At 60.2% G+C, this 23612-nt stretch carries 20 protein-coding genes; 12 read left to right on the forward strand and 8 right to left on the reverse strand.

Annotation, left to right across the window (positions count from 1 at the left end; translation table 11 throughout):
- Positions 1–58 precede the first annotated feature (58 nt).
- The 6 genes from PMI21_RS24135 to aspA all read right to left on the reverse strand — a co-directional run bounded on the left by PMI21_RS24135 (position 59) and on the right by aspA (position 8000).
- Positions 59–1159 (reverse strand): polyamine ABC transporter substrate-binding protein, encoded by a 1101-nt coding sequence (locus PMI21_RS24135; protein WP_007934480.1) that lies wholly within the window; start codon positions 1157–1159, stop codon positions 59–61.
- A 12-nt stretch (positions 1160–1171) separates the two neighbouring features.
- Positions 1172–2203 carry a histone deacetylase family protein gene (locus PMI21_RS24130; protein WP_007934482.1) on the reverse strand — a complete coding sequence of 344 codons (1032 nt, stop codon included), beginning with the start codon at positions 2201–2203 and terminating at the stop codon, positions 1172–1174.
- A gap of 181 nt (positions 2204–2384) precedes the next feature.
- Positions 2385–3377 carry an AraC family transcriptional regulator gene (locus PMI21_RS24125; RefSeq protein WP_007934484.1) on the reverse strand — a complete coding sequence of 331 codons (993 nt, stop codon included), beginning with the start codon at positions 3375–3377 and terminating at the stop codon, positions 2385–2387.
- Positions 3378–3480: 103 nt separating this feature from the next.
- Positions 3481–4485, reverse strand: a complete 1005-nt coding sequence (locus PMI21_RS24120; protein WP_007934485.1) for an asparaginase — start codon at positions 4483–4485, stop codon at positions 3481–3483.
- 149 nt (positions 4486–4634) lie between these two features.
- Positions 4635–6086, reverse strand: coding sequence for an alanine/glycine:cation symporter family protein (locus PMI21_RS24115; RefSeq protein ID WP_007934487.1), 1452 nt, complete (start codon positions 6084–6086; stop codon positions 4635–4637).
- A gap of 489 nt (positions 6087–6575) precedes the next feature.
- Positions 6576–8000 (reverse strand): aspartate ammonia-lyase, encoded by a 1425-nt coding sequence (gene aspA, locus PMI21_RS24110; RefSeq protein WP_007934488.1) that lies wholly within the window; start codon positions 7998–8000, stop codon positions 6576–6578.
- A gap of 180 nt (positions 8001–8180) precedes the next feature.
- Between aspA and PMI21_RS24105 the strand changes: the two genes are divergently transcribed.
- The 5 genes from PMI21_RS24105 to PMI21_RS24085 all read left to right on the forward strand — a co-directional run bounded on the left by PMI21_RS24105 (position 8181) and on the right by PMI21_RS24085 (position 11882).
- A complete protein-coding gene (locus PMI21_RS24105) occupies positions 8181–9095 on the forward strand; it encodes a LysR substrate-binding domain-containing protein (protein WP_007934490.1) in 915 nt (304 codons plus the stop codon).
- Positions 9096–9319: 224 nt separating this feature from the next.
- A complete protein-coding gene (purE, locus tag PMI21_RS24100; RefSeq protein ID WP_003196369.1) occupies positions 9320–9811 on the forward strand; it encodes a 5-(carboxyamino)imidazole ribonucleotide mutase in 492 nt (163 codons plus the stop codon).
- Between the two features lie 11 nt (positions 9812–9822).
- On the forward strand, positions 9823–10905 hold the full coding sequence (locus PMI21_RS24095; protein WP_007934491.1) for a 5-(carboxyamino)imidazole ribonucleotide synthase: 1083 nt from the start codon (positions 9823–9825) through the stop codon (positions 10903–10905).
- Positions 10906–11011: 106 nt separating this feature from the next.
- Positions 11012–11257 carry a GlsB/YeaQ/YmgE family stress response membrane protein gene (locus PMI21_RS24090; protein WP_007934492.1) on the forward strand — a complete coding sequence of 82 codons (246 nt, stop codon included), beginning with the start codon at positions 11012–11014 and terminating at the stop codon, positions 11255–11257.
- An 88-nt stretch (positions 11258–11345) separates the two neighbouring features.
- A complete protein-coding gene (locus PMI21_RS24085) occupies positions 11346–11882 on the forward strand; it encodes a DUF3299 domain-containing protein (RefSeq protein ID WP_032835091.1) in 537 nt (178 codons plus the stop codon).
- 87 nt (positions 11883–11969) lie between these two features.
- Here PMI21_RS24085 and PMI21_RS24080 read toward each other — a convergent pair whose 3' ends face one another.
- Positions 11970–12869, reverse strand: coding sequence for a D-hexose-6-phosphate mutarotase (locus tag PMI21_RS24080; protein WP_007934494.1), 900 nt, complete (start codon positions 12867–12869; stop codon positions 11970–11972).
- Positions 12870–12942: 73 nt separating this feature from the next.
- On the reverse strand, positions 12943–13347 hold the full coding sequence (locus tag PMI21_RS24075) for an acyl-CoA thioesterase (protein ID WP_007896491.1): 405 nt from the start codon (positions 13345–13347) through the stop codon (positions 12943–12945).
- A 507-nt stretch (positions 13348–13854) separates the two neighbouring features.
- On the opposite strand from PMI21_RS24075, the gene PMI21_RS24070 reads away from it, so the two are divergent.
- From PMI21_RS24070 to PMI21_RS24040, 7 genes are all read left to right on the forward strand, one after another.
- Positions 13855–15153, forward strand: coding sequence for an MFS transporter (locus tag PMI21_RS24070; RefSeq protein ID WP_007934497.1), 1299 nt, complete (start codon positions 13855–13857; stop codon positions 15151–15153).
- Between the two features lie 234 nt (positions 15154–15387).
- Positions 15388–16389: a phosphate ABC transporter substrate-binding protein PstS gene (locus PMI21_RS24065; protein WP_007934498.1), complete on the forward strand. Its 1002-nt coding sequence runs from the start codon at positions 15388–15390 to the stop codon at positions 16387–16389.
- Positions 16390–16867: 478 nt separating this feature from the next.
- Positions 16868–18901: an ABC transporter permease subunit gene (locus tag PMI21_RS24060; protein ID WP_177318272.1), complete on the forward strand. Its 2034-nt coding sequence runs from the start codon at positions 16868–16870 to the stop codon at positions 18899–18901.
- A 15-nt stretch (positions 18902–18916) separates the two neighbouring features.
- Positions 18917–20587: a phosphate ABC transporter permease PstA gene (gene pstA, locus PMI21_RS24055; protein WP_007934502.1), complete on the forward strand. Its 1671-nt coding sequence runs from the start codon at positions 18917–18919 to the stop codon at positions 20585–20587.
- A 158-nt stretch (positions 20588–20745) separates the two neighbouring features.
- Positions 20746–21579: a phosphate ABC transporter ATP-binding protein PstB gene (gene pstB / locus PMI21_RS24050; protein ID WP_007934504.1), complete on the forward strand. Its 834-nt coding sequence runs from the start codon at positions 20746–20748 to the stop codon at positions 21577–21579.
- Positions 21580–21650: 71 nt separating this feature from the next.
- On the forward strand, positions 21651–22412 hold the full coding sequence (gene phoU / locus PMI21_RS24045; RefSeq protein ID WP_007934507.1) for a phosphate signaling complex protein PhoU: 762 nt from the start codon (positions 21651–21653) through the stop codon (positions 22410–22412).
- Positions 22413–22592: 180 nt separating this feature from the next.
- Entirely contained in the window at positions 22593–23543 is a 951-nt protein-coding gene (locus tag PMI21_RS24040) for a response regulator (protein ID WP_007934509.1), read from the forward strand.
- The last annotated feature ends 69 nt before the right edge of the window (positions 23544–23612 follow it).

A 23612-nucleotide genomic window follows, 5' to 3' on the forward strand; every position in this document is an offset into this window, starting at 1 on the left:
ATCGCAGGCAAAAAAAAAGACCCGCGTCACGGCGGGTCTTCGGTTTTCAGGTGTTGTTTCAGGTTCCGGACTTGATCTTGGTCCAGGCCCGGGTCCGCGCCCGTTCAGCATCGCGCGGCAGCGGTTGCAAGGTGTAAAGCGTGCTCATCGCCGTTTCGGTCGGGTACAGGTTCGGGTTGTTGCGGATCGCCGGGTCGACCATTTCCGTGGCGTCCTTGTTCGGGTTCGGGTAGCCGACGAAGTCGCTGACGGGTGCGATCACCTGAGGTTGCAGCAGGTAGTTGATGAAGGTGTAGGCGTCTTCCGGGTTTTTCGCACCTTTGGGGATCGCGAGCATATCGAACCAGATCGGTGCGCCTTCTTTGGGCAGGCGCATATCGACGATCACGCCATTCTTGGCTTCCTTGGCGCGGTTGGCGGCCTGGGAGAAGCTGCCGGAGTAACCGACCGCGACGCAGATGTCACCGTTGGCGATGTCGGCCATGTACTTGGACGAATGGAAGTAGGTGATGTACGGCCGGATCTTCATCAACAGCGCTTCAGCCTTGGCGTAGTCCGCCGGCTTCTTGCTGTTGGGGTCCAGACCGAGGTGTTGCAGGGCCAGCGGCAGGATCTCCGACGGTGAGTCGAGCAGGGCCACGCCGCATTGCTTGAGCTTGCTGATGTTCTCTTCCTTGAAGATCAGGTCCCAGCTGTTCACCGGTGCGTTGTCGCCCAAAGCCGCCTTGACCTTGTCCGGATTGAAACCGATCAGGATGGTGCCGTACATGTACGGCACGGCGAATTTGTTGCCCGGGTCGTTGGCTTCGATCAGCTTCATCAGCTTGGGATCGAGGTGGTTCCAGTTCGGCAGTTTGCTACGGTCCACGGGCTGGAATACGCCGGCTTCGATCTGTTTGGCGAGGAACACGTTGGACGGCACCACCACGTCGTAGCCGGAGTTACCGGTCAGCAGCTTGGCTTCCAGCGCTTCGTTGGTGTCGAAGATGTCGTAGACCAGTTTGGTCTGGGTGTTCTGAGCCTTGAAATCTTCCAGCGCTTTGGGGGTGATGTAGTCGAACCAGTTGTACACCCGCAAAGTACGTTCTTCAGCATGAACGGCGCCACTGAGTAGCGTGGCGCATAAAGCTGGAGCGATAAAACGCTTGAGTCGGTTCATTGTTCTAATTCCTCATTGGGCGCTTTCAAAACCTTCGAGAACGTTCACGGCATTGATGCCGATTTCTTCTACTGCGTAACCGCCTTCCATCACGAACAGCGTCGGCTTGCCGAGGCCCGCGATGCGCGCGCCCATCGCCAGGTAATCCGGGCTGTCGAGTTTGAATTGGGAGATGGGGTCGTCCTTGAACGTATCGACGCCCAGCGATACGACAATGATGTCGGCGCCGTACGTTTCGATTTCTTTGCAGGCTTGTTCCAGTGCGGCGCTCCAACGGTCCCAAGCGCTGCCGGCGGGCAACGGGTAGTTGAAGTTGAACCCTTCGCCTGCGCCTTCACCGCGTTCGTCTTCGTAGCCGAGGAAGAACGGAAACTCGGCTTCTGGATGACCGTGGATCGAGGTGAACAGCACGTCGCTGCGTTCGTAGAAAATCGATTGAGTGCCGTTGCCGTGGTGGTAATCGACATCGAGGATCGCGACCTTTTTGTGGCCTTGATCGAGGAAGGCCTGGGCGGCGATGGCGGCGTTGTTGAGGTAGCAATAACCTCCCATCAAATCGCTGGCGGCATGGTGTCCCGGTGGACGGCACAGGGCGAAGGCACTGCGGGCGCCGTACTGGATCGCCGCTTGGGCCGTGAGGGCTACTTGTGCTGCGCTATACGCTGCTTGCCAGGTGCCGACGGTAATCGGTGCGCCGCCGTCGAAGCTGTAATAGCCGAGTTGGCCGTGCAGGCTGGTGGGCATGATTCGGCGCAGGGTGCGGGCCGGCCAAGTGTAGGGCAGCAAGTCGCCGTCGGTATTGAATTCGGTCCAGCGCGCCCAGGCACCTTTGAAGAAGTCGAGGTAGTCGCGGCTGTGGATGCGCGCGATGGGGGCCAGGCCGAAATCCTGCGGCGCTTCAACGGGGCCGAGGTTTTGATTTTGCACCCGTGCCAGTACATGGTCAGCGCGCGAGGGCATTTCGAAGCAGGGCATCAATTGCCCGTCCATCAATTCACAACGGCCATGATGCAGGTGGTGGTCGTCCGAGTAGATCGTCAGCATTCTTGTTCTCCGCAGGCTGATTCGGTTTGAACACAGTCTTGCGGCAGGCGACGTTTGGGAGAACGGCAGGAAAGGCCAAAAGGGGATCTATATGGCCAAAACATTTGACCGAAATTCGCCCCCTATTGGCGCAATGATGCCCTCGAATGACGCATCCGACCCTGTAGGAGCGAGCGGGTTGTTATGGGCGAAACTGGCTGGGCGCCACCCCACTCCAGCGCACAAACGCATGCCGGAAGCTCGCGGTCTCGCTGAACCCCAGTGCTTCGGCGATTTGATAGATCGGCAGTTGATCCTCGCAGAGCATGCGTTTGGCCTGTTCGAATCGCAGTTCATCGAGCAGTTCCTGATAACTGCATCCCAGGTCCTTCAGATGTCGGCGCAGGGTGCGCGACGAGCAGTTCAACTGGTCGGCCAGCCCGTCCAGGCCCGGCGCCGCACTCAGTTGCGCGGCGAGCAATTGGCGGATGCGCCCGAGCCAGGCCTGACGCCCGGTGAACTCGGTGTTTTGCTTGCGACAGCGCTCGGCCATGGCCTGGTGGGTGATGGCGTCTGCCAGCGGCAGGGGGTGCTCGAGCCAGCGTTTGTCGAAGGCAAATCCGTTGGACGCCGCATCAAACTGCAACGGACAGTCGAAACGCTCGGTGTAGCGCGCCTGATAGTCCGGTGCCGGGTAATCGAAGCGAGCGCCGAGCAGAGGCAGGGGGTGGCCGAGCAGGTCTTCGCAGGTGACTTTCATCGAGACCAGGCAAAACTCGACATTGAACGGTGCCAGCGCGGGGTTTTCCCGATAGTCGCCAGCGGTGAGCCAGATGCGCTCGCCATCTTCTTCCAGGCTCAACTCGAACAGTGTTCCCAATAGCGCCGGATAGTGCAGCGCCAACTGCAAGGCGTCACCTAAAGTGGCGCTGGTGAGTAAGGCGTACCCGAGCATGCCGTAGGAAGAAACGTGCATCCGCCGGCCCAACTCCAGACCGATATCGCGGCGCAGCGCGACGGCGTTGGCGCACACCAGCATTTCTTGATTGGTGGTGATGCGCGTGTCCGCCCGGCTCAGATCCGCCGCGCTGATGCCGCTGCCAGCCAATAACGCCTCGCTGGACAGGCCCTCGGCTTTGAAGGTGTTGAGCACCAGGGAGACAGCGTTGAGGGTGGTGAGGTGGGAGTGGAGCATGGAGTGTTCCAGCGTCGAGATGCTGGAACGGGAGCAAGTTATGTGCCCAACAACGATCCTGTGGGAGCGGCGGTGCGGCGATCCCACAAGGTTATGTGTTGTGTCAGATGAGTTCGCCGCACAGGTCGAGCTCGACCAGCCGCCGCACTTCTGCAGTTTCAAGCCCTGCACCCAGCAATCCATGCAACTTGCCGAATGCTGCTTCGCGGGTCATGCCGCCACCGGACAACAGACCGGCATCATGCAAGCGACTGCCCGCCTCGTACACATCGAGCTTCACGCCACCTTCATGACATTGCGTGACCGCGACCACCACCACACCGTTGTCTCGCGCCCGTTCCAGGGCGGCGAGAAACCCGGGGTTGTCGCTGGGCCCGGTACCGCTGCCATAACATTCCAGCACCAGACCCTGAATACCGTTGTTGAGCAGGCCATCCAGTTGCTCGGCGCCGATGCCGGGGAACAGCGGCATTACCGCAACCTTCGCCAGTTGCTTTGGCTGGTTGTAGTTCAGTTGGGCAGGTACCGAGGAAGCTTTCACGCCGCCGCCCTGACGCTCCAGCCGCTTGAACGGATGACGACCAAAACTGCGAACCTTGGCGCAACGGGTCGGGTCGAGCAGTTCACCGTGGAAGTACAGATGAACACCCGGCGCGAGTCCTTGGCCAAGGGCAACCAGTGCGCCGCTGATGTTTTCCCAGGCATCGCTGTCGGTCACGCCGGCCGGCAGCATGGAGCCGGTGAAACATACGCGGGCATGCAGGCCGAGCAACTGAAAGCTCATGGCCGCGGCGCTGTAGGCCAGGGTGTCGGTGCCATGCAGGATCAACACGCTGTCGCAGCCCTGGACGTCAACGGCGTCGACCACGGCTTCACGTAGTTGCTGCCAGTACGCGGGGGTCATGTTCGCGCTGTCGATCAGCGGTGACATCTCGCGAAAGCGCCACTGCGGCACCACCAGCTCGGGCTGGCTGTGCAGGTAGTCGCGCATCCGCGCTTCGAAACCGGACGCCGGGGCCAGGCCGTGGGCACTGGCTTGCATGCCGATGGTGCCACCGGTGTAGAGCACCATGACGGTTTGGGCGGCAGGATAGGTCGAGGAATTCATGGAGACTCTCCGAAAACGATGACTTGTGGGAGCGAGCCTGCTCGCGATTGGACTTCAGGCTCGACACCGAAACAACGTACAACCGAGCATGACGCCGGTCATACGCTGTGTCACGCCGGGCGCAGGGGATGCGCCCGGTTTTTTACCGATCAGCGTTGCGCTGCGGTCACGCCTGCAGGCTGGGCCTGTGGCTGAGGGGTGACGGCTGGCGGATTGGCCGGCCAGGCTTTCAGGTCCAGGTCCAGATCCGCGAATTTGCTCGAATCGAACACCGGGGTCTTGATGCCGGCGGCACGTTGGTCATCGTAGTCACGCAGAATGCGCATGCCGACCTTGAACAGCAGGAACAGCGCGATCAGGTTGACGAACGCCAGCAGGGTCATGGTGATGTCGGCGAACGCGAACACCGTGCCCAGGTTCTCGATGGCACCCCAGAAGATCAACGCCAATACCAGTGCGCGGTAGCCGATCAGCGCCTTGCGGTTTTCACCGACCAGGAAGCGCAGATTGTTCTCGCCCAGGTAGTAGTTGTAGAGGATCGAGGTGAACACGAACAACGCCAGGGCCACGGAGATGAACATCCGGCCCCAGTCACCGACCACGGCAGCCAGGGAGTTCTGGGTCAGGGCAATGCCGTCGCCTTCGAAGCCCGGGGTGTAGAAGCCCGACAGCAGGATCAGCAATGCAGTGCAGGTGCAGATCACGAAGGTATCGAGGAACACGCTGAACGCCTGAACCACGCCTTGCGCAACCGGGTGCTCGACCGCGGCCACGGCGGCTACGTTCGGCGCACTGCCCAGGCCTGCTTCGTTGGCGAACACGCCACGCTTCACGCCCATGACGATGGCGCTGCCGATCAGGCCGCCGAACGCCTGGTCCAGACCGAAGGCGCTTTTTACGATGGTCATCAACATGCCCGGAACGTGGTCGAACTGCAGCACGATCACGTAGATGGTCACGCCGATGTACACCAGGGTTTTCACCGGTACCAGCAGGTCAGCGACCTTGGCGATCCGCTTGATACCGCCGATGAACACCAGACCGAGCAATACCGCCAGGGCCAGCCCGGTGTAAGTGGTGTCGAGGCCGAAGGCGTTGTTCAGCGAGTGGGTCACGGCGTGGGATTGCAGACCGTTGAAGGCGAAGCCGAAAGTGATCAGCAGCAGGAACGCCATGATCATGCCCAGCCAGCGTTTCTGCAGACCGTGCTGGATGTAGTAGGACGGGCCTCCACGGAACTGGCCTTCGGAGTCGCAGCGCTTGTAGAGCTGGCCGAGGGAGCATTCGAAGAAGCTGCTGGACATGCCGACCAGCGCAGTCACCCACATCCAGAACACCGCACCGGGGCCACCGAGGGTTACGGCGATACCGACACCGGCGATGTTGCCCGCACCGACGCGGCCGGCAAGGCTGAGCATCAGGGCCTGGAACGAGCTGAGTTGACCGGCGCTGCTGCGCAGGCTGTCGCGGAACACCGCGAACATGTGGAAGAAGTGGCGCAGTTGGACGAAACGCGAGCGGATCGTGAAGTAGCTACCGAGCCCGACAATGAGCGCGATCAGTACTTTCCCTGAGAGGAAGTCGTTGATGACTTCGAGCATGGATTATTCCTCGCTATTTTTTGTGTGTGCGAATACTGGGTGGTCGACACATTGCGTTACACCGGATTGTGCGTGGCACAACAGGTGGGTCGAAGGTTCGTCCCTGTTCCATTTCGCGGGTTGTTATTAGTTCGGGGTTCGCATGGGTTTGGGCCTCGTTATCGACGACCGCTCATGCGAAGAGGGCCGGCACTATACATAGGAGAGTGCCGTCCGTCTGCACAGTTGTGGTGCAAGCGACGAAACGAAAGCGCTGCAAAATCAAAAAATCGCAGCCTTCGGCAGCCTCTACGGGTCTCTGTCAAACCCGGTAGGAGCTGCCGAAGGCTGCGATCTTTGCGGCACTGAAAACATTCAACATGTTCGTAAAATCCGCAAAAGTGTTGAAAAAAAAGGGCTTGAGGGAGTAAATCCCCAAGCCCTCAAAAGGTGAGAGGTGTCTAGTCCCTCGACCTGGTGAGCGTGCTCTTCAAAAGAGCCTGCGTTTGGTTAAGCCTTCAAAGGCACCAGACGCGGAGCAATCATGTTTTCCGGGCGCAGGATGTCGGCGAGCATTTCTTCGTCGAGCAAGCGTTCTTCGCGCACCAGTTCCAGCACGCCGCGGCCGCTTTCGAGGGCAACACGGGCAATGCGGGTGGCGTTTTCATAGCCGATGTACGGGTTCAGCGCGGTAACCAGACCGATCGAGTGTTCGACCAGTTCACGGCAGCGCTCTTCGTTGGCGGTGATGCCGACGATGCAGTGCTCGCGCAGCATGTCCATGGCACGTTGCAGTAGGCGGATCGAGTCGAAGATCTTGAAGGCGATCAGCGGCTCCATCACGTTCAGCTGCAGCTGGCCGCCTTCGGCCGCGATGGTCAGGGCCAGGTCGTTGCCGATGATCTGGAACGCCACCTGGTTCACGGCTTCAGGGATAACCGGGTTGACCTTGCCTGGCATGATCGAGCTGCCTGGCTGACGCGCCGGCAGGTTGATTTCGTTGATGCCGGTGCGTGGGCCGCTGGACAGCAGGCGCAGGTCGTTGCAGATCTTCGACAGCTTGACCGCGGTGCGCTTGAGCATGCCGGAGAACAGCACGAAGGCGCCCATGTCGGAGGTGGCTTCGATCAGGTCGGCGGCTGGCACCAGCGGTTGACCGCTGATCAGGGCCAGACGCTGAACGGCCAGGGCCTGGTAACGCGGGTCGGCGTTGATGCCGGTACCAATCGCGGTGCCGCCCAGGTTCACTTCGGTCAGCAGCTCGGGTGCCAGGGATTTCAGACGCGCCAGGTCTTCGCTCAGGGTGGTGGCGAAGGCGCGGAATTCTTGCCCCAGGGTCATCGGCACGGCGTCTTGCAACTGGGTACGACCCATCTTCAGAACGTGGCTGAATTCTTCACCTTTGGCGGCGAACGACTGGATCAGGCTGTCGAGGCTGGCCAGCAGCGCGTCGTGACCCAACAGCAGACCCAGACGGATCGCGGTTGGGTAGGCGTCGTTGGTCGACTGCGCCATGTTCACGTCGTTGTTCGGGTGCAGGTACTGGTATTCGCCCTTGCTGTGGCCCATGGCCTCCAGCGCGATGTTGGCGATGACTTCGTTGGCATTCATGTTGGTTGAAGTGCCAGCGCCGCCTTGAATCATGTCCACCACGAACTCTTCGTGGAAATCGCCGCGGATCAATCGGGCACAGGCTTCGCTGATGGCAGCGTGCTTGGCTTCGCTCAGGTGACCCAGCTCGCGGTTGGCGTCAGCGGCGGCCTGTTTGACCATCGCCAGACCGACAACCAGTTTCGGGTAATGCGAAATCGGAACACCGGAGAGACGGAAGTTATTCACCGCTCGCAGGGTCTGGATGCCGTAATACGCTTGAGCAGGTACTTCGAGTACGCCAAGCAGGTCTTTTTCTGTGCGGAAAGATGCAGCGGAGGACATGATAGAAATCATCTCGATATGGACCCGGTCTGTGCCGGAACACTGCAAATCCTAGGCTTGTGAAGAATTTTGGGCCAATGCTGTTAAACACTGGCCTATGCATATTCGGCATAATGCCCGTGTGACGCCGCGTGCGCGGCGAACGTGTGACCTAAATTGGTGCATGTCCGGGAGGGCGTGATGAATCTGGAAAGCAAATGGCTTGAGGACTTCAGTGCCTTGGCCGCCACCCGTAGCTTCTCCCAGGCGGCTGAACGCCGCTTCGTGACCCAGCCTGCTTTCAGCCGGCGGATCCGCAGCCTCGAAGCCGCGCTGGGACTGACCCTGGTCAATCGCTCTCGCACCCCGGTCGAGCTGACGGCAGCGGGGCAACTGTTTCTCGTCACCGCACGAACCGTGGTCGAACAGCTGGGTGAAGTGTTGCGTCATCTTCATCACCTGGAAGGCGGGCAGGGCGAGGTGATCCAGGTCGCCGCCGCCCACTCCCTGGCGCTGGGTTTCTTTCCGCGCTGGATCGCACAATTGCGCAATGAAGGGCTGAACATTGCCACGCGGCTGGTGGCCACCAACGTTGGCGATGCGGTGCATGCGCTGCGTGAAGGCGGGTGTGATCTGATGCTGGCGTTCTATGATCCGGACTCCGCGATGCAAATGGACCCGGAAATTTTCCCGTCACTGCATCTGGGGGACACTGAAATGCTCCCGGTGTGTGCGGCCGATGCCGATGGAAAACCATTGTTCGACCTGGAAGGCGAGACCAGCGTGCCTTTGCTGGCCTACAGCGCCGGGGCATTTCTCGGGCGCTCGGTGAACATGCTGTTGCGCCAGCGTGCCCTGAGGTTCACCACTATTTATGAGACCGCCATGGCCGACAGCCTGAAAAGCATGGCGCTGGAAGGCCTGGGCATCGCCTGGGTGCCGCGCTTGAGCGTGCGCGCCGAATTGGCTCGCGGCGAGTTGGTCATCTGCGGTGGCCCGCAATGGCATGTGCCGCTGGAGATTCGGCTGTATCGCTGCGCGCTGGTGCGCAAGGCGAATGTGCGGTTGCTCTGGCGCAAGCTGGAAGGCGGCGCAGCGCAAAACCCGGCAGGTTAATGATTTTTTGTAGGAGCCAGGCTGACCCTGAAGTCAATAAAACCGGCACTTTGCGCCGTATGACAGATGGTCGTATAGGGGGCTGTTTATCTGCTTCATTGAGGTATACTGCGCGGCCTTCGGCCGGTTTGACTGGCCATAATTCGTACAATCAAGCCACGCATTTTGCGTGGCTTGTTGTTTTTTGACGCGCCTGCGGGCGCCCAGAGAGAAGAGGCACGACGATGAGCGCACTGGTTGGCGTGATCATGGGCTCCAAGTCCGATTGGTCCACCCTTAGCCACACCGCCGATATGCTGGAAAAGCTCGGCATCCCTTACGAGGTGAAAGTGGTCTCTGCCCACCGCACCCCGGACCTGCTGTTCCAGTATGCCGAAGAGGCTGAAGCCCGTGGTATCGAGGTGATCATCGCCGGTGCCGGTGGCGCGGCCCACCTGCCAGGCATGTGTGCGGCCAAGACCCACCTGCCGGTGCTGGGCGTGCCAGTGCAGTCGTCGATGCTCTCGGGCGTCGATTCGCTGCTTTCTATCGTGCAGATGCCCGCGGGCATTCCGGTCGCCACCCTGGCCATCGGCAAGGCTGGCGCGATCAACGCAGCCCTGCTCTCGGCGAGTATCCTGGGCGCCAAGCATCCGCAGTTTCATACCGTGTTGAAAAAATTCCGCGCTGAGCAGACAGACAGCGTCCTGGACAATCCAGACCCACGCATCGCCTGAGGTTGTTGACGATGAAGATCGGTGTAATCGGTGGCGGCCAGTTGGGCCGCATGTTGGCGCTGGCGGGCACTCCGCTGGGCATGAACTTCGCTTTCCTGGACCCGGCGCCGGATGCTTGCGCAGCCGCGTTGGGCGAACACCTGCGGGCCGATTACGGCGATCAGGATCACCTGCGTCAGCTGGCCGATGAAGTCGATCTGGTGACCTTCGAGTTCGAAAGCGTCCCGGCCGAAACCGTGGCCTTCCTCTCGCAATTCGTGCCGGTGTACCCGAGCGCCGAAGCGCTGCGCATCGCCCGCGATCGCTGGTTCGAAAAGAGCATGTTCAAGGACCTGGGGATTCCGACTCCTGCGTTCGCCGACATCCAGTCCCAAGCCGACCTGGACGCCGCCGTGGCGTCCATCGGTTTGCCGGCCGTGCTGAAAACCCGCACCCTGGGTTACGACGGCAAGGGCCAGAAAGTCCTGCGCAAGCCTGAAGACGTGGTCGGCACCTTCGCCGAACTGGGCAGCGTCGCCTGCCTGCTGGAAGGTTTTGTGCCGTTCACCGGCGAAGTCTCGCTGATCGCCGTGCGTGCTCGCGATGGCGAAACGAAGTTCTATCCACTGGTGCACAACACCCACGACAGCGGCATCCTCAAGCTGTCCGTGGCCAGCACCGATCACCCGTTGCAAGCCTTGGCTGAAGACTACTCCAGCCGGGTACTCAAGCAACTGGATTACGTCGGCGTGATGGCGTTCGAGTTCTTCGAAGTCGACGGTGGCCTCAAGGCCAACGAGATCGCCCCGCGTGTGCACAACTCCGGGCACTGGACCACCGAAGGTGCCGAGTGCAGCCAGTTCGAAAACCACCTGCGAGCCGTTGCCGGTCTGCCGCTGGGTTCGACGGCCAAGGTCGGCGAGAGCGCGATGCTCAACTTCATCGGTAAAGTACCGGACACCGAGAAAGTCCTGGCCATTGCCGATTGCCATCTGCATCACTACGGCAAGGCCTTCAAGGTTGGCCGCAAGGTTGGTCACGCCAACCTGCGTTGTGCCGACCGGGCGACGCTTGCCGCGCAGATCCTCAAGGTCGAAGCGCTGATTGCCGAATAGTTTCATGTGGCGGCGGCGGAACCTTCAGCGTCCGCCGCTCTCTGATGGCAAGATGCCAAAGCCTGACTAGGCTTTGGCATAGCCAACTTAATCAGAGGGAAATGCCATGGGAATTATCGGAACCATCTTTATCGGCTTGATCGTCGGCCTGCTGGCTCGGTTTCTGAAACCGGGCGATGACAGCATGGGCTGGATCATGACCATCCTGCTCGGTATCGGCGGTTCGCTGGCGGCCACTTACGGCGGCCAGGCCCTGGGCATCTACCATGCGGGTCAGGGCGCAGGTTTCATTGGTGCGCTGGTGGGCGCGGTGATATTGCTGGTGATCTACGGCCTGATCAAAAAGAACTGATTCAAGCGACAAAGCCCTCTCTGCGCCAACACCGGAGAGGGCTAGAATGCTTGGCGTTCCACCGTCCTTTCCTTTGCCGAGCACCTTCATGCGCCGTCTTCTGTTGACTCTTCTCTTCCTGGGCAGTGGTTTGGCCCATGCCGGCGAACTGCCGGAAACCGACTGGCTCGAACTGATGCCCAAGTCGGACCAGAAGGCCCTCGAGGCCATGCCCGAAATCGATCACAACTCACCGGAAGCCAATGGCACCTTTACCCAAAAGGGTGGCATGAAGCAGAGCAAGGGCTTGCCGGCGGTGATGTATTCGACCAAGACCGTGCCGTCGATGAACGACAAGCACATCCGCATCGGCGGTTATCCGGTACCACTGGAATCCGATGCCAAGGGCCGCAGCACGCTGTTCTTCCTCGTGCCGTACCCGGGCGCGTGCATCCACGTGCCACCACCGCCGCCTAACCAACTGGTGCTGGTGCGTTATCCCAAAGGCTTGAAACTGAATGATATCTACACGCCGCTGTGGGTGACCGGCACGCTGAAGATCGAGAAGGTCAACAACGACCTGGCGGATGCGGCGTATGCGCTGGATGCGGCGCAGGTACGAGTGGTCAAGGAGTCGGATTTGTAAGCACGGTTAGCGCAAAAAAGATCGCAGCCTGCGGCAGCTCCTATGCTGATTTATATAGGAGTTGCCGCAGGCTGCGATCTTTTGATCTTAAAGCGGTTTGCTGGCGATGCTCACGCCCAAGGTATGGCTGGCACCCGGCGCCAGCGTCACCACATCATCCATCACATTCGCCGTTTCAATGCACAACATGCGCTGCCAGCCATCGTCAGCCATGTCGCTGAACGCCGCGGAGCGGTCGATCCACGGGTTCCAGATCACCGCTGAACGCGAACCGCTGCTGGTCAGTTCGATGCGTCGTTCCCAATGCGGGTCAACGATGCTCAGCGTCGGCGGGGTATTCAGATAAATGCGGTCGGTCTCACCGGTAAAACGCAGATCACCGGTCTGAGTGACGGTTTTCCAGTCGTCCAGCGTCTCGATGTAACTCAAGCCATCCAGCCCTTCAACGTGCACGTTGCGCACATCGCTGACTGCGAAATAGCTGTGCAGCGCCTGGCTGATCGTGACGGGTTCAGCGCCGTTGTTTTCGCTCGTCAAACTGATGTGCAACTGCTCATCCAGACGAATGCTCAGCTTCAAGCCCACCTGATGCGGCCAGCCTGGAAGGCCGCCTTCGGGGTAGGGCAGGACGAACTCCACCTTCAGGCTTTCGCCCTCGGTTTCGATGCTGCCCAGTTCCCAGTCCATCGTTCGCACCAGCCCGTGAGCGGTCGGCGGCTCCTGGCTGACGCGCATGGCCTGGACACTCTGCGGGTTGCGCGACAGATTGCCGAACCACGGCCAGCACACCGGCACGCCGGCACGAATAGCTTTGCCAGTCTTGAACACTGCCTCGTCGTTGAGCCAGATCAGCGGCGGTTGGCCGGCCAGTTGATAACTGAGGATGTGCGCGCCTTGCTGGGCCACCAGCAATTCGGCCTGACCGTGGCGGATACGCCAGCAGTTCAGTTCATCCAGTTTCACGGCTTCGACGGTGGGCGTGCTCATGGGGCGACTCTCAATCAGGAACAATGACTGCTATGGACCGCAAAACGGTCACCGCGTTTAACGAACGCCTTGTTTAACGAGCTCTGGGCGGAACCGAACGAGTGCGGCCGCTGCCGTCGATGGCGACGAACACAAATACGGCTTCGGTGACTTTACGCCATTCGCTGGACAGCGGATCGTCGCTCCAGACTTCAACCATCATCTGAATCGAGCTGCGACCGATTTCCAGGGCCTGGGTATAGAAGGAGAGCTGAGCGCCCACCGCCACCGGCACCAGAAACGCCATGCGATCGATCGCAACGGTGGCCACGCGACCACCGGCAACCTTGCTGGCCATTGCGGTGCCGGCCAAATCCATCTGCGCCACCAGCCAGCCGCCGAAAATATCGCCAAAGCCGTTGGTTTCACGCGGAAGCGCGGTAATTTGCAGGGCCAGGTCGCCTTGCGGGATTGGATCTTCTTGTTCGAGCTCTATCATGCCGGGGGTGCCTCTGACCCGTGACTCTCATTGGTACTTCAGGTGAATAGCCGTCTTACGGCTCCGCACGCAAAGTGCCTGCGCTCGGTCATGCTGCGTTAAAAACAGGCTCGGACGCTCATTTACTGCAGTAAACTCCGCGTCCTCGCCTGTTTTTGCCTTGCCTGACCTTCGCTCGGCGACTTTGCGCACTGGAGCCTTGGAAAAACGATTCAGCCTCGAACATACTACGTTCGTCACGTTTTTCGTAAGGCGCCTAAAGGGAAACTCTGCGAAATCGGCTGACAGATGCCAACGACGGTTTCGCACAGCCACCCCTTACAAACCGTTGCAACGTTGTGAGTATATCGGTCGATAGACTCCGAGACGACCGTCCGGTTCTCATTTCGACCGTCAAATACGCGCCTCTATGTGCTTTTTCGAACAATTTGCTATCGTGCCGAACCTGCCCAAGCCTCCGCCAGCGTTGTTGAGGTTGCAGATCCGACTATAAGAGAAGCCCTTGCCATGACCACAGCGCCCTCGAGCATCGCGCAACCAGCCCAACCCGCACGTCCGCTGACCCGCAACGACTACAAGACTTTGTCGCTGTCTGCCTTGGGCGGTGCGCTGGAGTTTTACGACTTCATCATCTTTGTGTTCTTCGCCACAGTGGTCGGCAAACTGTTCTTCCCCGCCGACATGCCCGAGTGGCTGCGCCTGATGCAGACATTCGGCATTTTCGCCGCCGGTTACCTGGCCCGGCCGCTGGGCGGCATCGTCATGGCGCATTTCGGTGACCTGCTGGGACGCAAGAAGATGTTCACCCTGAGCATTTTCATGATGGCGGTGCCGACCCTGATCATGGGCTTGCTGCCGACTTATGCGCAGATAGGCATGTGGGCGCCGATCCTGTTGCTGCTGATGCGGGTGATCCAGGGCGCAGCGATTGGCGGCGAAGTGCCGGGAGCGTGGGTATTCGTTTCCGAACACGTACCGCAACGGCACATCGGTTATGCCTGCGGCACGCTGACCAGCGGTCTGACTGCCGGTATTCTGTTGGGCTCGTTGGTCGCCACCGCGATCAACAGCATCTATACGCCGGTGGAAGTGTCAGATTACGCCTGGCGGATCCCGTTCCTGCTGGGGGGCGTGTTTGGCCTGTTCTCGGTCTACCTGCGCCGCTGGCTGCACGAAACCCCGGTGTTTGCCGAACTGCAATTGCGTAAAGCCCTGGCCGAAGAAGTGCCGCTGCGCGCCGTGCTGCGTGACCATCGCGGTGCGATTCTGACTTCCATGCTGCTGACCTGGTTGCTGTCTGCCGGGATCATCGTGGTCATCCTCATGACCCCGACTGTACTGCAGACCGTTTACCACTTCGCGCCGACTACCGCGTTGCAGGCCAACAGCCTGGCCATCGTGTTCCTGAGCCTGGGCTGTGTGGCCTCCGGTGCATTGGCCGATCGCTTCGGCGCCGGTCGGGTGTTCGTATTCGGTAGCGCGTTGCTGCTGCTGACCTCGTGGACCTTCTATCACAGCCTGTTCAATCACCCCGACTGGCTGTTCCCGATGTACGCCCTGACCGGTTTGCTGGTCGGCACCATTGGTGCGGTGCCGTACGTGATGGTCAAAGCCTTCCCTGCGGTGGTGCGCTTCAGCGGCCTGTCGTTTTCCTACAACCTGGCCTACGCCATCTTCGGCGGCCTGACCCCTATGGTCGTCACCCTGCTGCTCAAGGAAAGCCCGATGGGGCCGGCCTATTACGTAGCGATTATTTGTGGGGTCGGGATTCTGGTGGGGGCGTATCTCTGGAGGAAAGGTCGCTAACCTTGTAACCGATCATTCCCACGCTTTGCGTGGGAATGCCGCCATGGACGCTCTGCGTCCGCTTTTGAATGGGACGCAGAGCGTCCCGAGATGCATTCCCACGCAGAGCGTGGGAACGATCTAAAAACCAAATACTGGCCTTTCATCCAATTGTCATATTTCAGCCATAGAGTGTTCACACGGCCTGCTGATACTTGGCCCCGACTTAACACACCTATCTGCTAGGAGTAAGGCATGAAACTGAAGCGTTTGATGGCGGCAATGACTTTTGTCGCTGCTGGCGTTGCGACTGCCAACGCGGTTGCCGCTGTTGACCCTGCTATCCCGAGCTACACCAAGACCACTGGTGTGTCGGGCAACCTGTCCAGCGTCGGCTCCGATACCCTGGCCAACCTCATGACCCTGTGGGCTGAGAACTACAAAAAAGAATACCCGAACGTAAACATCCAGATTCAGGCCGCTGGCTCCGCCACCGCGCCACCTGCGCTGACTGAAGGCACCTCCAACCTGGGCCCGATGAGCCGCAAGATGAAGGACACCGAACTGGCAGCCTTCGAGCAGAAGTACGGCTACAAGCCAACCGCTATCCCGGTGGCCGTGGACGCCCTGGCTGTATTCGTACACAAGGACAACCCGATCCAGCACCTGACCATGGAACAGGTTGACGCGATCTTCTCGTCCACCCGTCTGTGCGGCGCCAAAACTGACGTGAAAACCTGGGGCGACCTGGGTGTGACCGGTGACCTGGCCAACAAGCCAGTACAACTGTTCGGTCGTAACTCGGTATCCGGCACTTATGGCTACTTCAAAGAAGAAGCCCTGTGCAAAGGCGACTACAAGCCAAACGTCAACGAACAACCAGGCTCGGCTTCGGTCGTGCAGTCGATCAGTTCCTCGCTGAACGGCATCGGTTACTCGGGCATCGGCTACAAGACCGCCAGCGTGAAGACCGTGGCCCTGTCCAAGAAAGGCAGCACTGAATTCATCGAAGACACCGAAGAAAACGCCCTGAACGGTAAATACCCGCTGTCGCGTTTCCTCTACGTATACGTCAACAAGGCCCCGAACAAGCCTCTGGCCCCGCTGGAAGCCGAGTTCGTGAAACTGGTTCTGTCCAAACAGGGCCAGGAGGTTGTAGTGAAAGACGGCTACATCCCACTGCCAGCCAAGGTTGCTGCAAAAGCACTGGCTGACCTGGGTCTGGCGGAAGGCGGCGCTGAAGTCGCAAAAAAGTAAAACCCTAGGTCCGGGGTGAACCCGGACCTGTAGGAGCTGTCGAGTGAAACGAGGCTGCGATCTTTTGATCTGGCTTCCAACTGCAAGATCAAAAGATCGCAGCCTCGGTTTCCTCGACAGCTCCTACGCCCTCCAAATTTCCGATCCACTGCCAGTTTCCACCGGCGGCGGATTTGTTGCGTCACTGCATTGTCATCTTTCTGTCATACAGGATCGCTAGGGTGTGCGCATGAATGATCTGGCCAACTCCACCATGACTACAAATCCCCCCAAGCGAATTGACTTCAATACGCCTGAGCTGCACCGCAAGCGCCGTATTCGTGCGCTGAAAGATCGCCTGACACGCTGGTACGTCCTCGTCGGCGGCCTCGCCGTGCTGGGCGCGATCACCTTGATCTTCTTCTTCCTCGGTTATGTTGTCGCGCCGCTGTTCCAGGGGGCCGACCTGACCGCCAAAGACGCCATCACGCCCGCCTGGATGCAAGACGCCGGCAAGCCGCTGATGATCTCCCTTGAAGAACAGAATCAGGTCGCCATGCGGGTTTCCGACAAGGGCCAGGCGTTGTTCTTTGATATCGACAGCGGCGCCGAGCTGCGCCGGGTCGACCTGCCGATTCCGGCCGGCACCAGCGTGACCTCCATCGGTGAAGATCAGCCCGGCCATCCATTGGTCGCAGTGGGGTTGTCCAACGGTCAGGTCCTGGTGTTCCGCCACACCTATAAAGTCAGCTACCCGGACGGCAAGAAAACCATCTCGCCGGCCATCGAATACCCGTACGGTGAAACGCCAATCGTGCTGAACGAAGCGGGCGGCGCGCTGGAGCACGTCAGCCTCAACGCCACCGATTCGACCCTGCTGCTGGCCGGCTCCACCGGTGCGCAACTGCATGTCATCTCGCTGAGCAGCGAAGAAAACATGATGACCGGCGAAGTCACCAACGAGCAGAAGCGCATTGACCTGCCACAAATGACCGAGCCGGTGAAGAACATCTTCGTCGACCCGCGTCAGCAGTGGCTGTACGTGGTCAACGGTCGCGCTCAAGCCGATGTGTTCAGCCTGCGCGACAAGAGTCTCAACGGTCGCTACAAATTGCTCGAAAACGCCGATGCCGAGATTACCGCCAGCACCCAGTTGGTGGGCGGTATCTCATTGATCCTCGGCGACTCCAAGGGCGGTCTCGCCCAGTGGTTCATGGCTCGTGATCACGATGGCGAACTGCGCCTGAAGCAAATCCGCACGTTCCAGATGGGCGCTGCGCCGATTGTTGAAATCACCGCCGAAGAACGTCGCAAAGGCTTCGTTGCCCTTGATGCATCCGGCAAGCTCGGCGTGTTCCACAGCACCGCGCACCGCACGTTGCTGGTGGATCAGGTGGTCGAGGGCCAAGGCCTGTTCGGCCTGTCGCCACGGGCCAACCGCGTGATCGTGGAGCAGGGTGGCAAGCTGCAACCGTTGCTGCTCGACAACCCGCACCCGGAAGTTTCCTGGAGCGCATTGTGGAGCAAGGTCTGGTACGAGAACTACGACGAGCCTAAATACGTCTGGCAATCGACTGCCGCCAACACCGACTTCGAACCCAAGCTGAGTCTCTCGCCGCTGACCTTCGGTACCCTGAAAGCTGCGTTCTACGCCATGCTGCTGGCCGCGCCGCTGGCTGTCGCTGCTGCGATCTACACCGCGTATTTCATGGCCCCGGGCATGCGTCGCAAGGTCAAGCCGGTGATCGAACTGATGGAAGCGATGCCGACGGTGATCCTCGGCTTCTTCGCCGGCCTGTTCCTCGCACCGTATGTAGAAGGGCATTTGCCGGGCATCTTCAGCCTGCTGATGCTCCTGCCGATCGGCATTCTGGTGGCGGGTTTCGTCTTCAGCCGCCTGCCTGAGTCCATCCGCCTGAAAGTGCCGGACGGCTGGGAAAGCGCGATCCTGATTCCAGTGATCCTGTTCGTGGGCTGGCTGTCGCTGTACATGAGCCCGTACATGGAAACCTGGTTCTTCGGCGGCGACATGCGCATGTGGATCTCCCACGACCTGGGCATCACCTACGACCAGCGCAACGCTCTGGTGGTCGGCCTGGCCATGGGTTTCGCGGTCATCCCGAACATCTACTCCATTGCCGAAGACGCCGTGTTCAGCGTGCCGCGCGGCCTGACCCTCGGTTCCCTGGCCCTCGGCGCCACGCCGTGGCAGACCATGACTCGCGTGGTGATCCTTACCGCCAGCCCGGGCATCTTCTCGGCGCTGATGATCGGCATGGGCCGCGCAGTCGGTGAAACCATGATCGTGCTGATGGCCACCGGTAACACCCCGGTCATGGAAATGAACCTGTTCGAAGGCCTGCGCACATTGGCAGCCAACGTCGCAGTGGAAATGCCCGAATCGGAAGTCGGCGGCAGCCACTACCGCGTGCTGTTCCTCTCGGCGCTGGTGCTGCTGCTGTTCACCTTCATCATGAACACCCTCGCGGAACTGATTCGTCAGCGTCTGCGCAAGAAATACTCGTCGCTTTAAGAAAGGTAGAAGTCTGTGAAACAGAACTCCCTGAATGGATGGTTCAAGAGCGGCGCCCCCGGCGTCTGGATCAGCGGTGGCGCGGTGTCCATTGCGGTCATCATGACCATTGGCCTGCTGGCGGTGATTGCCGTGCGCGGTCTGGGTCACTTCTGGCCGGCGGACCTGGTCCACGCCAGTTATGACGTGCCGGGCCAGGCCAATCACCTGGTCATCGGCGAAGTGGTGCAGAAGGAAGAAGTGCCACGCGAGCGCCTGAAAACCGCTGGCCTGCCGGTGCCCGATCAGGGCCCGGAGTTCATGACCCGCGAGCTGATCAAGGTCGGCAACCGCGATCTGAACGGTACTGACTTCACCTGGATTGTCGGCGAGTGGCTGACTAACCAGAAAACCCCGCCAGAGCTGATGACCATCGAGCGTCGCGAGTGGGGCAACTTCTACGGCTACCTGGTCAACGTCAAACAGGATGGCAAGGTCATCGCTGAAGGCGAGGCCGCATGGCCTGAGTTGCAGGCCCGTGTCGATCGCGTCAACCAGCTGGCCGGGCAGCTCAAGAGCCTGGAAAAAACCGACATCGGCGCGATCAACGCAGGCCTTGAACGTGTGCGCCTGCACGGTCGCAAACTGGAACTGGCCGGCCGTCTCGACGCTGCGGCGCAAGCGGACCTGGAGTCCGAGCGCGCTGAGTTGAATGCCCGTTATCAGGAAATCGAAGCGCGCCTGAACGACCTGCACGCGCAGTTCAACCGCGACAGCCTGACGGCTCGTGACGCGAACGGTAAAGAGGTCGAGATCGGCATCGGTAAAGTGGTTCACGCCTATCAACCGAACGCCATGAGCACCTTCACCAAGATCGGTTTCTACTTCAGCAAGGTCTGGGAATTCCTCAGCGACGACCCGCGTGAAGCCAACACCGAAGGCGGGATTTTCCCGGCGATTTTCGGCACCGTGATGATGACCCTGATCATGGCAATGATCGTGACGCCATTCGGCGTGCTGGCGGCGGTGTACCTGCGTGAATACGCCAAGCAGAACACCCTGACCCGAGTGATCCGCATTGCGGTGAACAACCTGGCGGGTGTTCCGGCGATCGTTTACGGCGTGTTCGGCCTGGGCTTCTTCGTCTATGTACTGGGCGGCTCGGTCGACCGGTTGTTCTTCCCTGAAGCACTGCCGGCGCCGACCTTCGGTACGCCGGGCCTGCTCTGGGCCTCGCTGACCCTGGCGTTGCTGGCGGTGCCGGTGGTGATCGTGGCCACCGAAGAAGGCCTGGCGCGGATTCCTCGTACCGTGCGCGAAGGCTCGTTGGCCCTCGGCGCGACCAAGGCCGAAACCTTGTGGAAAATCGTGCTGCCGATGGCCAGCCCGGCCATGATGACCGGCATGATCCTCGCCGTGGCCCGCGCCGCCGGTGAAGTGGCGCCGCTGATGCTGGTGGGTGTGGTGAAACTGGCACCGTCGCTGCCGCTGGATGGCAACTACCCGTACCTGCACCTGGACCAGAAAATCATGCACCTGGGCTTCCACATTTATGACGTCGGCTTCCAGAGCCCGAACGTCGAAGCCGCTCGGCCGCTGGTGTACGCCACGGCGCTGCTGCTGGTGCTGGTGATCGCGACATTGAACCTGTCGGCCGTTTATATCCGTAACCACCTGCGCGAGAAGTACAAGGCGCTGGATAGCTGATTACTGCCGCTCTCTGTAGGAGCCAGGCTTGCCGGCGAACGTGATTTCAAGGACGCCTTCGCCGGCAAGCCTGGCTCCTACAGAACGGCGATACCGCTGGCCCATCTTGTGAGGCCAGCGGCTCACTGAACCGAATTTGTTAGCACAGGGAGCCTCCCATGCAGCACGAAGCACACACTCACGGCATCAACATGTCGGCCTTGGGCCGCGACAAACAGAGCCTGAGTCTCGAACAGGAAACCGTGGCCATCGAAGTGCCGGGGTTGAGCCTGTTCTACGGCGAAAAACAAGCGCTGTACGACGTCAGCATGAACATCCCGAAACAGCGCGTGACTGCCTTCATCGGCCCGTCCGGCTGCGGCAAGTCCACGCTGCTGCGCACTTTCAACCGCATGAACGACTTGGTGGACGGCTGCCGCGTCGAAGGCGCGATCAACCTCTACGGCAACAACATCTACCGCAAGGGCGAGGACGTGGCTGAGCTGCGTCGCCGGGTCGGCATGGTGTTCCAGAAGCCCAACCCATTCCCGAAAACCATCTATGAAAACGTGGTTTACGGCCTGCGCATCCAAGGCATCAACAAGAAGCGCATCCTCGACGAAGCCGTCGAGTGGGCGTTGAAAGGCGCGGCGCTGTGGGATGAAGTCAAGGATCGTCTGCACGAATCAGCACTCGGTCTGTCCGGCGGTCAGCAGCAACGTCTGGTGATTGCCCGCACCATCGCCGTGGAGCCGGAAGTGCTGCTGCTCGACGAACCGTGCTCGGCACTCGACCCGATCTCCACACTGAAAGTCGAAGAGCTGATCTACGAACTGAAATCCAAGTTCACCATTGTTATCGTGACCCACAACATGCAACAGGCCGCGCGGGTTTCCGACTACACGGCGTTCATGTATATGGGCAAACTGGTGGAGTTCGGCGACACCGACACCCTGTTCACCAATCCGGCGAAGAAGCAGACCGAAGACTACATCACCGGTCGTTACGGCTAGTAAGCGGTTGTTGCTTAATGAACTGACGCTGCGGTCCACCGCACCTTACCGGACGCTCCAAGGACGCCAACATGATTAGTAAAGAAGGCCTTACCCATCACATCTCCCAGCAGTTCAACGCTGAGCTCGAGGAAGTGCGCAGCCACCTCCTGGCCATGGGCGGGCTGGTCGAGAAGCAGGTCAACGACGCGGTCACCGCGCTGATCGAGGCCGACTCCGGCCTGGCCCAGCAAGTGCGCGAGGTCGACGACCAGATCAACCAGATGGAACGCAACATCGACGAAGAATGCCTGCGCATTCTGGCCCGTCGTCAGCCGGCGGCGTCGGACTTGCGTCTGATCATCAGCATCTCCAAATCGGTGATCGATCTCGAGCGTATCGGCGACGAAGCCACCAAGATCGCCCGTCGCGCCATTCAGTTGTGCGAAGAGGGCGAAGCGCCGCGCGGTTACGTCGAGGTTCGCCACATCGGCGACCAGGTGCGCAACATGGTCCGCGATGCACTGGACGCGTTTGCTCGCTTTGACGCCGACCTGGCGCTGTCGGTGGCGCAGTACGACAAGATCATCGATCGCGAATACAAGACTGCGCTACGCGAACTGGCCACTTACATGATGGAAGATCCGCGCTCTATCTCGCGGGTCTTGAGTATTATCTGGGTGCTGCGTTCCCTTGAACGAATCGGCGACCACGCGCGCAATATCTCGGAACTGGTGATTTACCTGGTGCGCGGCACCGACGTGCGTCACCTGGGCCTCAAGCGCATGAAGGAAGAAGTGGAAGGCACAAGTGCCGAAACCGCTAATGTTCCAGACAAAGCTGACGATAAGTAGGGTTGCCCCTAGGAAAGCGCCCGGCCCTTTGGCCGGGCTTTTTTTTTGTGTGGCTTTCGAATTGAAAAACCGAATAGAAAAGCAGCACCCGCGAACGAAAAGTCCCGGCGTGACTGAAGAGTTTTGGCAAAGTGCCATCAGCCAGCGTTATGCTTGCCGGGATTTTTAAAGGGGTGTTGGATGAGCAAGATCAGTGTGTTGGTCGTGGACGATGCGTCGTTCATTCGTGACCTGGTGAAAAAGTGCCTGCGCAACTACTTCCCCGGGATCCGGACCGAAGATGCAGTCAACGGTAAAAAGGCCCAGGCCATGCTGGCCAAGGAAGCGTTCGACCTGGTCCTGTGTGACTGGGAAATGCCGGAAATGTCTGGCCTTGAGCTGCTGACCTGGTGCCGCGAGCAGGACAACCTCAAAACCATGCCGTTCATCATGGTGACCAGCCGTGGCGACAAAGAGAACGTGGTCCAGGCGATCCAGGCCGGCGTTTCCGGCTACGTCAGCAAGCCATTCACCAACGAGCAGCTGCTGACCAAGGTCAAGCAGGCGCTGAACAAGATCGGCAAGCTCGATACTTTGATGAACAGCGCGCCGACCAAAATGAACTCGGCGTTCGGCAACGATTCCCTGAGCGCATTGACTGGCGGCAAAGCGGCGGTGGTCGCACCCTCGGCTGCAGTGGTCAACCCGTTCGCCAAACCTGCCGCCGCCGCGCCAGCCCCGGCTGCCGCGCCGTCTCGCGGCCTGCTCAACAACCCACCGGTCAAGGCGCCTGCCGCTGCCTCCGCATCAGCTGGCGGTCGTGGCCAAGGCCAACTGCGCCTGTCGAGCGGCACTCAGCAATGCGTGATCAAGGCCTTGAGCATCAAGGAAGCGCTGCTGGTGGTGAAACGCACCGACACCTTGCCGCAAGTCCTCGACAACGCCGTGCTCGACCTGGAGCAGGGCGATAACGCCGAAATTGCCCGTCTTAACGGCTACCTGCACGCCATCGTCGCCCACGAGCCGAAGCCGGACAGTGAGTGGCTGCAACTGACCTTCCGCTTTGTCGACCAGGATGCACAGAAGCTCGACTACATCTCCCGCCTGATCGCCCGTGGCACTGCGCAGAAGCACTTCGTACCGGGCGCTTGATATCGCGTCGCCTGTGATCGTTCCCACGCTCTGCGTGGGAATGCCTCCCCGGACGCTCCGCGTCCGCTT

Origin of the sequence: Pseudomonas sp. GM18 (assembly GCF_000282195.1) — a bacterium.
Lineage (GTDB): Bacteria > Pseudomonadota > Gammaproteobacteria > Pseudomonadales > Pseudomonadaceae > Aquipseudomonas.